Origin of the sequence: Moraxella porci DSM 25326, from assembly GCF_002014855.1 — a bacterium.
Lineage (GTDB): Bacteria > Pseudomonadota > Gammaproteobacteria > Pseudomonadales > Moraxellaceae > Moraxella > Moraxella porci.
Window position 1 is genome coordinate 33,610 of the sequence record NZ_MUYV01000004.1, and the last position, 11,785, is coordinate 45,394.

At 46.2% G+C, this 11,785-nt stretch carries 10 protein-coding genes; 6 read left to right on the plus strand and 4 right to left on the minus strand.

Annotated features, from left to right (window positions below; translation table 11 throughout):
- Window positions 1–42: 42 nt before the first annotated feature.
- The 4 genes from B0681_RS04025 to B0681_RS04045 all read right to left on the minus strand — a co-directional run bounded on the left by B0681_RS04025 (window position 43) and on the right by B0681_RS04045 (window position 3,831).
- A complete protein-coding gene (locus B0681_RS04025; RefSeq protein WP_078317472.1) occupies window positions 43–567 on the minus strand; it encodes an SgcJ/EcaC family oxidoreductase in 525 nt (174 codons plus the stop codon).
- A gap of 31 nt (window positions 568–598) precedes the next feature.
- Complete coding sequence (locus B0681_RS04030; protein ID WP_078317473.1) at window positions 599–1,183, minus strand: NADPH-dependent F420 reductase; 585 nt, start codon at window positions 1,181–1,183, stop codon at window positions 599–601.
- Window positions 1,184–1,755: 572 nt separating this feature from the next.
- The gene (locus tag B0681_RS04040) at window positions 1,756–1,953 is read right to left on the minus strand and encodes a hypothetical protein (protein WP_143821218.1); all 198 of its coding nucleotides are present in this window, start codon (window positions 1,951–1,953) and stop codon (window positions 1,756–1,758) included.
- A 294-nt stretch (window positions 1,954–2,247) separates the two neighbouring features.
- On the minus strand, window positions 2,248–3,831 hold the full coding sequence (locus B0681_RS04045; RefSeq protein WP_078317476.1) for a peptide chain release factor 3: 1,584 nt from the start codon (window positions 3,829–3,831) through the stop codon (window positions 2,248–2,250).
- Between the two features lie 290 nt (window positions 3,832–4,121).
- Between B0681_RS04045 and B0681_RS04050 the strand changes: the two genes are divergently transcribed.
- From B0681_RS04050 to polA, 6 genes are all read left to right on the plus strand, one after another.
- On the plus strand, window positions 4,122–5,126 hold the full coding sequence (locus tag B0681_RS04050; RefSeq protein ID WP_211271502.1) for a Bug family tripartite tricarboxylate transporter substrate binding protein: 1,005 nt from the start codon (window positions 4,122–4,124) through the stop codon (window positions 5,124–5,126).
- A gap of 85 nt (window positions 5,127–5,211) precedes the next feature.
- Entirely contained in the window at window positions 5,212–5,655 is a 444-nt protein-coding gene (locus B0681_RS04055) for a tripartite tricarboxylate transporter TctB family protein (protein ID WP_078317478.1), read from the plus strand.
- An 8-nt stretch (window positions 5,656–5,663) separates the two neighbouring features.
- Window positions 5,664–7,166, plus strand: coding sequence for a tripartite tricarboxylate transporter permease (locus tag B0681_RS04060; RefSeq protein WP_078317479.1), 1,503 nt, complete (start codon window positions 5,664–5,666; stop codon window positions 7,164–7,166).
- 112 nt (window positions 7,167–7,278) lie between these two features.
- The gene (locus tag B0681_RS04065; RefSeq protein WP_078317480.1) at window positions 7,279–8,331 is read left to right on the plus strand and encodes an AbrB family transcriptional regulator; all 1,053 of its coding nucleotides are present in this window, start codon (window positions 7,279–7,281) and stop codon (window positions 8,329–8,331) included.
- A gap of 79 nt (window positions 8,332–8,410) precedes the next feature.
- Window positions 8,411–8,692 carry a hypothetical protein gene (locus tag B0681_RS04070; protein WP_078317481.1) on the plus strand — a complete coding sequence of 94 codons (282 nt, stop codon included), beginning with the start codon at window positions 8,411–8,413 and terminating at the stop codon, window positions 8,690–8,692.
- 33 nt (window positions 8,693–8,725) lie between these two features.
- A complete protein-coding gene (gene polA, locus B0681_RS04075) occupies window positions 8,726–11,683 on the plus strand; it encodes a DNA polymerase I (protein ID WP_078317482.1) in 2,958 nt (985 codons plus the stop codon).
- The last annotated feature ends 102 nt before the right edge of the window (window positions 11,684–11,785 follow it).

The following is an 11,785-nucleotide window of genomic DNA, read 5'->3' on the forward strand; positions in this document are numbered from 1 at the left end:
CCCACTGTATTATAACCACTTAGCTGACCAAAGCAAGCACAATCATCGTGCCTGCTCTGGCGTTTGATTGTACATATAACGATAAATCAGCCAATCGCCTTGAGAGTGTTTTAGGATAAACAATTCGCGATTATGATCCAGATGTCGGCTGCCGTCTTTTTTATTGGTGACATATGAGCCGACAGGATGGATGGTCGCCACCATCGCCAGCTGGTCATCGACGACGATATCATCAATCACATAATCAATGGTGCCAAAATCCATCGCCGCAAAGGTACCTTGATAATTTTGTAGCACCTGTGCTTTGCCTTTGGCAGTTAAGCGATCTTGAAAAGTGGTCACCACATCAGGATGCAGCACGCTTGCAATCCCATCCACATCAGCGGTGCGCATCGCCTGCTGATAACGCTGCATGACGGCTCGTACGGCAGCTTCATTCGCCTGCTGAGTCACTGATGGTGTATTTGTGCTGACGATGACAGGCTGCGTGACGCTTGGTGTGGCAGCACAGGCACTTAGCATCACTGCCGCCATGGGTATTGCCAATGATTTTAGAGTATATTTCATATCATTTTCCTTATTGTTGTGGTGTGATTGATTATTTATCCGAAGTCAAGCCCAAGAGCGAGAAGCCACCCGTCTTGACAGTAATACCATTTTTGACTAGATACATCTGCAGCATCCCGAGTGCTTCTAGCTGCTTGGCTTGCTGAAGGCTACCGACATCCACAGCATTTAGGCTTGAGTCTTGTAGGGCGGTGATGAGTGTGTGTTTGGCGTCGGCATCATCGCCTGCAATCAGTACCGTCGGCGCATCTCGATCGGCGACTTTTTTGGCATTTAGCATAAATGCCGATGTGGTGTTAAATGCCTTTAGGATGCGCGATGATGGCAATGCCTGCTGTAGCAAACTTGCTGCTGACTCGCCTTGTGGCACAACCAAGGTATCCAGCGTCTGAAAATTAACAGGATTTGAGATATCAATGATGATTTTATCGCTAAGCTTGGCCTGATGATCCGCCACAAACTGCTGATGTGCTGCATACGGAATCGCCAAAATCACCAATGAATCCAGTGTATCAGGGACATCACGACCGATGAGCGTGACCATATGGCCGGCGTCTTGTAGATGGGATTTGATGGCGCTGGCCATATTGCCTTGGCCGATGATTGAGATGTTCATATAATGATCCTTTTTTGTTGTTATGACTTCATCATACGCCAATACTTAGGCGGTTGGCAATGGGTAGAACTTGGCGGTCATTTGGGTGGGTTGGATGAAAATTATTCTAATCATCAGATTTAAAAATAAACCAAAATTCAAAACTTTACATATGATCATTTGCAACACCCTGTTGCATCCAACTTAATTGTGCAAACCACGCCTGCACGATTTGATAAGACAGGGATATATGATAAGATTACGAGAAATGTTGTTTTATTTACCAATAATCAGGCCTTATGATTGCTTTTTTGTGCATTGGGATTTTGTCAGGCAATTGACTATTTTGCAATTCTTCTTCCAAAATATAATGCCTTGTCCAATCGGCGTATTCGCTCAGTTTTTTTATTGTCAGGTCTTTTGGAATTTTTATAAATCGGAATAATGACACCAATTTGAATTTGATTACCAAAATCTTCTCTTAAAGCGCATAATGCGGGTGCCAAATCAGTATCGTTGGATACAAAGACAACTTGCCGAGCCTGATTTTTGACACAGTCACGATAAGACTGCAAAGCAATATTAACATCCGTTTATTTTTCTTCTAGCTTCCAAATTTCATAACGGTGATTTTTATTGGGTGGTTTTTGACAAGCTAATAAATTGGCTTTTTCTAATGAATAATAACCTTTGATAATTTCAATCAAATCAGGATGATAAGCCAATAATGCCCTATGATAAGTTTGTTGAGCATTATGAGCATTCTGTCCTTGCGTGGCAACTTTTGCCAAAATATCGGCGGTAAAAAAATTTGATTTTTGCAATGTCTGATTTTGGATTTTGATTTTTTTTTAAAATTATAGCAAATAACTTAGCCAAATCTAGCCACTTATAGTGCGTGTTTTTTAAACATCCATAAAATAAGTTATAGCCATCAACATAAATAATCGTTTTCATATTTCACCTAAGCATTAAAAAACCGCCCTAAAGCGGTTTTTTAGCCCTAAACAACAGCCAACTTACTGACGGTTATAAAGGGAGAGTTGTATCCTTGTTATAGTATCAAAAGAAGCTTTATCAAACCATCAATGCTCCCTTGTCGCACGAAACTCCACTTCAGGATAACGCTCTTGCATCAGTTGTAGATTGACACGGCTTGGGGCAAGATAAGTCAGATAACCACCGCCGTCCACCGATAGCTGGTCGTGGGCTTTTTTCTTGAATTTTTCAAACGCCACTTTGTCATCACAATGCACCCAACGCACGGTCGCGATGGATACAGGCTCAAAGGTACATTGTACTTTGTATTCTTCGGCTAGGCGATGTGCCACCACTTCAAACTGCAAGACACCCACCGCACCTAGAATCAAATCATTATTGATTTGTGGCATAAATACCTGCGTCGCCCCTTCTTCGGACAGCTGCTGCAAGCCTTTTTGAAGTTGTTTGGACTTAAGTGGGTCTTTTAGCACCACACGGCGAAACAGCTCTGGGGCAAAGTGTGGAATGCCCGTAAAGTTTAGATTCTCGCCACTGGTAAAACTATCGCCAATCTGAATCGTGCCATGGTTGTGCAGGCCAATGATATCACCTGCATAAGCTTCGTCCAGCGTCTCACGGTCGCCCGCTAGGAACATCAAAGCGTCCGACACACGCACTTCTTTGCCGATACGCACATGATTCATCTTCATGCCACGCTCATATCGCCCAGAGCAAATCCGCATAAAGGCAACACGGTCTCGGTGCTTAGGATCCATGTTAGCTTGGATTTTAAAGACAAAACCTGTAAATTCTGGCTCGTCTGCTTTGACCGTACGCTCAAGTGTCTCATGGTCTTTTGGTGGCGGGGCGTATTGGGTGAGCACATCCAAAATCATATTTACCCCAAAGTTGCCCAACGCCGTACCAAACAGCACAGGCGTTTGACGACCTGCCAAAAACTCGCTCTCATCCCAGTCTTCATGTGCCATCTGTGCAAGCTCCAAGTCTTCCACAAACTTATTCCACACAAGCTCGCCCAGTCGCGCCTTGATGTCGTCATGCTCATAGCCATCACGCACTTCAATGTCGGTGATTTGTGTGCCAAAGCCCTTTTTATAAAAGTAAGTTTTGTTTTCGCCCAGATGATACACGCCAACAAAATCCTGCCCCATACCAATCGGAAAAGTAAACGGCACGCATTTGATTTTTAGCACGCTTTCAATTTCATCAAGCAAAGATAGCGGATCACGGATTTCACGGTCAAGCTTATTAACAAATGAGATGATTGGCGTATCACGCATACGGCACACATCCATCAGCTTAATCGTCCGCTCTTCGACGCCCTTAGCACCGTCAATCACCATCAAGGCACTATCCACCGCAGTCAGCGTACGGTAAGTGTCTTCACTAAAGTCGGCGTGGCCAGGGGTGTCAAGCAAGTTCACCATATTATCGCCATAAGGAAACTGCATGACAGAGGTGGTGATAGAAATCCCACGCTCTTGCTCCATGCTCATCCAGTCAGAGGTGGCGTGTTTGTCAGTTTTACGGGATTTGACTTCGCCTGCGGTCTGAATGACCTGCCCCCATAGCAGGAGCTTTTCGGTCATGGTGGTTTTACCTGCGTCAGGGTGGGAGATGATGGCAAAGGTGCGGCGGCGCTGGATTTGGGATAGGTGTGTGGTCATGGGTCAAACTTTCAAATAATGATTCATAAATACAATACTAAAAATATCAAGAATTATACCATAAAGCCGACTTATTTTCTCATCCAAACCAGTTAACCGACCAATAAATCACTTCATGGATGGATTGATAAATATGTTATAATATAATTATAATTAAAAATTCACTAATCCATAAAAACTTTTGCTAAAATATTTCTTGACACAAGCAATTCCTTACTATAATCTTACTGCCTATGACTTTCAATGATGATTGTATAGTCATATATGATTTAACATGGAGTATGGATATGATGTTCAAAAAAATCACCCTTCTAACTGCGGCCATCTGTAGCGCCCTAGCGCTAGGTGCCTGTAAAGATGACAAGGCTGCAGAAGCAGGTGCGCCATCAAAGCCTGAATGTATCGCCCCTGCTAAGCCGGGCGGTGGTTTTGATTTAACCTGTAAACTGGCTCAAAGCGGCCTAAAAGACACAGGGCAACTTGACAAGCCTATGCGTGTTACTTATATGCCAGGTGGCGTTGGTGCGGTTGCCTACAATAAAATCGTCGCCAATGACCCTGCCAACGGTGATGCCATTGTTGCGTTCTCAACAGGTTCACTGCTAAATCTAGCACAAGGTAAATTCGGCGAAAACTACACCGAAAATGACGTACGTTGGCTTGCAGCTGTCGGTACCGACTATGGTATGGTTGCCGTCAATGCTGAATCACCAATGAAAAACCTACAAGACCTAGCAGATGCCCTAAAAAAAGATCCTAAATCAATCAGCTTTGGTGCTGGTGGTAGCGTCGGCGGTCAAGACTGGCTACAAACTGCAATGATGGCAAAAGCAGCTGGTATTGATCCAAAACAAATGACCTATGTCGCCCTAGAAGGCGGCGGTGAAGCTGTCACTGCAGTGCTTGGTAATCACATCAGCGTCGTTAGTGCTGGTATCGCCGAAATGGGTCCACACATCGAATCAGGTAAAATCCGCGTGTTGGCGGTATTTGCACCTGAGCGTCTAGAAGGTAAGCTAAAAGATATCCCAACTGCCAAAGAGCAAGGCTTCGATGTAGAATGGCCTGTGATTCGTGGTTATTACATGGGTCCAAAGGTCAGCGAAGAATCTTATCAATGGTGGAAAGCACGCTTTGATGCGATGATGGCAGATCCAAAATTCGCTGAACTTCGCGCCTCTCGTGATTTGCTACCATTTGCCATGACAGGTGATGAGCTACAAGCATACATCAAAAAAACCACCGAAGAAATGCGTGTTCTATCAAAAGACTTTGATCTAGCAACCGAAAAATAAGATTCCTCACGCCAAATTATTGACCGTTTGGCGTGATATGGCAGGCAAAGCCCAGTGCTTTGCCTTGCTTTTATAAGGACAAATCATGAACACAAAACTTGAACGCTATTTTTCTGGTTTGCTATTTTTAGCAACCTTGTTCTTGTTATATGTCGCATGGGGCTATACCGCACCCATCGCTTATGACCCATTAGGCCCTCGCCCTTATCCTTTGCTCGTTCTTGGTTTAATGGCTGCTTGCACGCTTTTTTTGACCGTGCGGCCAAAGGCTGAAGAAATCGATCTTGGTTATACCCCTTCTTTGCTCAAAAAACTTGCGGTTTGTTTGGCGGCCATGCTTGGCTATGCCGTTTTGTTTGAGATTTTGGGCTTTCCTATTGCTACTGCTGTGATGGCAGCCGTGATTGGCAAACTCTTCGGTGGCAAGACCCTACCTTGCGTCATCTCTGGCGTGGTGATGGGTGTGTTGCTCTATCTACTTTTCGACCAAGCATTCGATGTTCCGTTGCCTCTTGGTCTGATTGGATAAGGTGAGATATGGATACCTTAAACTATCTAATGGCAGGCTTTGGCGTTGCATTAACCCCAACTAACCTGATGCTTGCATTAATTGGTGCTTTTTTGGGCACAATTGTCGGGATGCTGCCAGGTCTTGGACCGATTAACGGCGTTGCCATCTTATTACCATTCGCCTATGCATTGGGCTTGCCACCTGAATCGGCACTGATTCTCTTGGCAGCTGTATATCTTGGCTGTGAGTACGGTGGACGCATTTCAGCGATTTTGATCAACGTCCCTGGTGATGCTGCGGCCATCATGTCCACACTCGACGGCTATCCGCTCGCCAAGCAAGGCAAAGCTGGTGTTGCATTATCATTATCGGCGATGAGTTCGTTTACCGGTAGTATCATTGCCACCATCGGTGTCGTACTGTTTGCCCCACTATTGGCAAACTGGGCAATCGCTTTTGGTCCTGCTGAATATTTTGTTTTGATGGTATTTGCCATCACTTGCTTAAGCGGATTGGTCGGTGATCAGCCTATCAAAACTGCTGTTGCTGCCTTGATTGGTCTAGGACTTGCTACGGTTGGCGTGGATGCCGTCACGGGTGTTTATCGCTTTACATTTGATTCGGTCAACTTGTCCGATGGCGTTCAGTTCACTACCATCGTGATTGGCTTTTTTAGTATCAGTGAAATTTTGATCATGCTTGAACAAACCAGCACCGGTCAAAAGGCTCTAGAGCAAGGCAAGCGCGCCATGTTCAATCTAAAAGAGTTGATGTTCAGTGCTGGCACCATGGTGCGAAGCGGTATTGTCGGCTTTGTTGTTGGCGTACTGCCAGGTGCAGGTGCAACCATTGCTAGTGCCATGACCTACACCAATGAGAAAAAGCTAGCTGGTGAAACTGGTAAGTTTGGTGAAGGTGACCTGCGTGGTATCGCCGCCCCTGAAGCTGCAAACAACGCATCCGCTTGTGGTTCATTCATCCCAATGCTAACCCTAGGCGTACCAGGCTCTGGTACCACAGCAGTGATGATGGGTGCGCTAACGCTGTACAATATTACTCCAGGTCCACAGCTATTTGCTGAACAGCCTGATATCGTTTGGGGTCTGATTGCTTCGTTGTTTGTTGGTAACGTGATTTTGCTGATTTTGAACCTACCATTGGTTGGTCTATTTGCAAAAATGCTAAACACACCAAACTACATCCTAATCCCAGCGATTGCTGCAGTGAGCTTTGTGGGTGTGTACGCAATCCATAGCACGACCTTTGACCTTATCTTGATGGTTGCTTTGGGTGTGCTGGGTTATTTCCTGCGTAAGCTAAACTTCCCACTATCAGCATTGATTTTGGGTTATGTACTTGGCGAATTGATGGAGTCTAGCCTGCGTCGCGCATTGTCAATCTCTCAAGGCGACATCAGCATCCTATTCCACGGCCCAATTGCACAAGTGCTATGGGTATTGGTAGGATTAATGATTCTATTGCCAATTTATCGCTCAATTCGCGGTAAAAAACGCAAGCAAGCCGCCTAAGGTATATTGCAAGCATTCAAAACAGTCACTTGGTTCTAAGTGGCTGTTTTTTATTGCTATACTATCAGAGAACGCCTATAATCAACGCTATCAATCACAAACAGTTTTCAGCATGTTTTCAGCTCTAGCCTATCTGCCCGGCTTTCTCATCGCCTGTACTGGTGGTGTAATTGCCAATCTACTCAACCTGCCCATTCCATGGCTGTTAGGTTCGCTATTTGCTGTTGGCTGCATGAGCCTGTCGGGTCTGCCAATCAAGACGGCAGGATTTAGTCGCAAAGCCGGCTTGATGGTGATTGGTATTTCTTTGGGATTGTATTTCACGCCACAGATGGTCGCCGTGCTAAACCAGTATGCCTATTTAATGGCTGCTGTTGCCTTATTTAGCATACTACTAGGCATTATCGGCTCCGCCATCGTTTATCGCTTTGGTGGCGTAAGCTTTAAGACTGCATGGTTTGCTTCTGTCATCGGTGGTGCAAGTGAGATGTCAAACTTCGCTCAAATTCACGGCGCAAGAGTGGATCAAGTTGTCGCCGCCCACTCGCTACGGGTCTTGATGGTGGTTACCATTGTGCCATTTTTTTATAAGTTCATGGGTTATCACGGTAAGCTTGATGCATTACTTAGCCCAAGCCAAACCGTCCATACCTTTGGCTTGGTAGTATTAATTGGACTTTGCGTCGTGATGGCTTTGGTGTTTGAGCGACTCAAATTATCCAACCCATGGACTTTTGCGCCATTATTAACAGCAGCTTGTTTGACCGCCAACGATATACACTTATCCGCCATGCCAAACTACTTATCCTATCTTGGTCAAATTTGTATCGGCTGGACATTGGGTGCAAAGTTTCGTCCTGATTTTTTTCAAACTGCACCAAAACTGCTCACTGCCACAGCAGTTAGCGTCATCATTCATCTAATACTGACCGTCATCATCAGCCTGAGTCTGGCTTGGCTGACAGGTATGGATGTATCAATCCTGGGCTTGGGATTTGCGCCTGGTGGTGTCGCTGAGATGACCATCACCGCCAAAACACTGCAACTTGGCGTACCCATCGTGACCATGCTACATGTTGTGCGGATGGTTGCTGTGATTAGCACCGCAGGTATTCTGTATCATTGGATTAATCAAAAATTCATCCATCGACATGGTGTCGGATGATTTCGCTGATTGATGGTAGGCAGTCGCTATCTAGACTGTTATAATACTTTTAATAATATAGGAATTTGTAGGATTTTTTATGGCCCTTACCGTAATTTATGCACTGCTTGGCTTACTATTAATTGCTTTTAATGTCTATCAGCGTAAGCTATGGCTCAAATATGCCATGATGGTGCTTGGCTTCGTATTGGTATTTTCAGCCAGCCAACACGCCGGGCTGGATAACAAAAGCACGCTAGAAGTCGCCATCTATGTCGGCGTGATGATTGTCTTTGCCTTTATCATTCAAATTATCGCCAAAGCCATCTGTGCCAAACTTGCCGTCCGCTATCCTGAGTGGATTCGTGCTGATATCCGCTGATTTGACAGCCCACTTGATTATAAGAACACACCCATGACCGATTTGACCGCCTATACCGACATCCCAAACCTTGCCAAATTTGACACTAGCCACATCGATAGCACGCGCGCGCCTGTGGTGCTGGTCGATGGCTCATATTATCTGTTTCGCTGTTTTTTTGGTCTGCCACCTTTATCCAATAAAGATGGCCTACCGACCAATGCCATCCGTGGTGTATTGAACGCCCTAAATAAGCTCATGCGTCGCTATAAGCCTGCATATATGGCAGTAGCATTTGACACCAAAGCGCCGACCTTTCGCCATGAGTTATCCGACAGCTATAAGGCACACCGCCCACCGATGGATGATGATTTGCGAGTGCAGATTCCCTACATTCATCGCATGATTGAGCTACTTGGCATTCCGCTGATCAAGCTTGATGGTTTTGAAGCTGATGATATCATTGGCACACTCGCCCATCAGGCGTGTCAAGCAGGACATCCAGTGATCATCTCAACTGGTGATAAAGATATGGCACAGCTGGTCAATGACTGCGTGACGCTCGAAGACAGCTTCACAGGTAGGCTGACCAATCCTGCCCAAGTCAACGACAAATTTGGCGTCACCGCCACCCAAATCGCCGACTACCTGACGCTCATGGGGGACGCTTCCGATGGCATCGCGGGTATCCCAAAAGTCGGTGCCAAGACCGCCGCCAAACTACTCACCGAATACCAAGACATCGATGGCATCTTGGCAAATTTGGACAATATCAAAGGTGTGGTGGGCAAAAATCTTGCCGAGCACCGTGATGAGATTCCGCTCAATCGCACGCTAGCGACCATCGTCACCAATCTGCGTTTGCCGTTTGATTTTGATGATATCAAACTTCAAGGTGATGACGATCCTTCTCGCCTGCATGAGTTGCATCGCTTATTTGGCGAACTTGAGTTTCGCACAGAGATTAGTGCCATCAGTGATAAACTAGCCAAGCTTGAAACCGCTTTTCATGCCGATGATGAGAGCGTCGATGCGGCGGCTGCCAAGATGGATGCCGAGCTTGAAGCACAGTTTACGCAAGCCTTTCAGGAAATTGACGCACTTGGCGATGACGGCACCGATGCAATGAGCGTGCCTACCCTACCATCACAGCCTGTGACTTATCAGACCATCAGCACGATGGATCAGCTTGATGAATTATTAGCCAAACTTCATAGCTTGCCGTATTTTGCCATCGATACTGAGACCACGAGTATCAACTGGCAGCACGCCGAATTGGTCGGTATCAGCATCGCCTACCAAAACTTTGACGCTTATTATATCCCTGTCGGTCATGTCGATGATTTGGGCGTACTACTCGATGGACAACTACCCAGAGATATGGTGCTTGCCAAATTTAAGCCAATTTTAGAAAACCCAAATATCGGCAAAATCGGTCAGCATATCAAATATGACGCGCATATTTTTGCCAATTATGGCATTGATCTGATTGGAGATATTCACAGCACGCCGAATAATTGGGCATTTGAGACCATGCTTGCCAGCTATGTGATCAACAACACCGCGACGCGTCATAATATGGACGACTTGGCAAGTCACTATCTGGGCGTGACGACCACCACATTCGAGGACATTGCAGGCAAAGGTGCAAAGCAGCTCACCTTTGATAAAATCGACATCGACACCGCTGCCCACTATGCCTGTGAAGATGCTGACATTACCTTTAGACTATTTAGTATATTTTCACAATATCTGTCCAAAGATGCCAAAGCGCATCGCTTATTGCACGAGCTTGAGATCCCAACGGCTCAGATTCTAGCACAGATGGAGCATGATGGGATTTTGATTGCGACCGATTTTCTTGGTACGCTATCGCACCGCTTTGATACTGAGATTTTGGGGCTTGAACAGCGTGCCGAAGTGCTTGCTGGTGAGCAGTTTAACCTAGCAAGCCCAAAACAGCTTGGCGAAATTTTGTTTGATAAGCTTGGCATACCAGGTGGCAAAAAAACCAAAACTGGTCAATACTCGACATCCGAAGCCATCCTTGCCAAAATCGATCATCCGCTAGTCGATGTCGTGCTTGAACATCGTAGTCTATCCAAGCTCAAAAGCACCTACACGGATGCACTGGCTCGCGCTGCCGACAAAGATAACCGAGTGCACACCAGTTACCATCAGGCACTGACCACCACAGGTCGCTTATCATCATCAGATCCGAACTTACAAAATATCCCGATTCGCACCGACACAGGCCGTCTGATCCGTGAAGCCTTTATCGCGCCAAAAGGTCGTGTCATCCTAGCGGCGGACTACTCACAGATTGAGCTGCGTTTGATGGCACATTTTAGCGGTGATGAACGCCTGATTGATGCCTTTCACCGTGGGTTAGACATTCACACCGCCACCGCCAGTGAAATCATGAATAAGCCACTTGATGAAGTGACATCAAACGAGCGGCGAGCGGCTAAGGCGGTGAACTTTGGGCTGTTGTACGGCATGAGTGCCTTTGGGCTTGCCAAGCAGCTTGGTGTGGATCGTGCGGTGGCGCAGGATTATATCAAACGCTACTTTGCTCGCTACCCTGCCATCCATGACTATATGGAGAACACCAAAGCCCATGCCAAACTGCACGGTTATGTACAGACGCTACTGGGTCGTAAGCTATATTCGCCTGACATCAACAGCAGTAATCGTATGATCAAAGAAGCTGCCGAGCGTGCCGCCATCAACGCACCACTACAAGGCTCAGCCGCCGAGATTATCAAGCTTGCGATGATCGCCGTCGATCAAGTGTTGCCAAAAGATCATGCCAAATTGCTACTGCAAGTGCATGATGAACTGGTATTTGAAGTGGATCAAGATAAAGCCGATGACATTGCTGCCATCATCAAAGAAGCCATGCAATCGGTGCTGGGCGACTTTGCGGCAGTGCGTGGCTGGCAGGTGGACTTTGCCGTGCCGCTCGTCGTCGAAGTTGGTATCGGTGACAACTGGGATCAGGCGCATTGATGCACCAATTCTAAATCCATCCTAAAACCGTTCATGTGGTGCATGAGCGGTTTTTTTGGCTTTTCACCAGCTGTTATTTCAGACAAAAAACAGACAAAAAAC

Excerpts from the sequence above, each read along its gene's own strand:
- B0681_RS04060 (WP_078317479.1), top strand. The coding sequence starts at position 5,664 with ATGGATACCTTAAACTATCTAATGGCAGGCTTTGGCGTTGCATTAACC.
- B0681_RS04045 (WP_078317476.1), bottom strand. The coding sequence starts at position 3,831 with ATGACCACACACCTATCCCAAATCCAGCGCCGCCGCACCTTTGCCATC.
- B0681_RS04055 (WP_078317478.1), top strand. The coding sequence starts at position 5,212 with ATGAACACAAAACTTGAACGCTATTTTTCTGGTTTGCTATTTTTAGCA.
- B0681_RS04050 (WP_211271502.1), top strand. The coding sequence starts at position 4,122 with ATGTTCAAAAAAATCACCCTTCTAACTGCGGCCATCTGTAGCGCCCTA.
- B0681_RS04025 (WP_078317472.1), bottom strand. The coding sequence starts at position 567 with ATGAAATATACTCTAAAATCATTGGCAATACCCATGGCGGCAGTGATG.
- B0681_RS04065 (WP_078317480.1), top strand. The coding sequence starts at position 7,279 with ATGTTTTCAGCTCTAGCCTATCTGCCCGGCTTTCTCATCGCCTGTACT.
- B0681_RS04070 (WP_078317481.1), top strand. The coding sequence starts at position 8,411 with ATGGCCCTTACCGTAATTTATGCACTGCTTGGCTTACTATTAATTGCT.
- polA (WP_078317482.1), top strand. The coding sequence starts at position 8,726 with ATGACCGATTTGACCGCCTATACCGACATCCCAAACCTTGCCAAATTT.
- B0681_RS04030 (WP_078317473.1), bottom strand. The coding sequence starts at position 1,183 with ATGAACATCTCAATCATCGGCCAAGGCAATATGGCCAGCGCCATCAAA.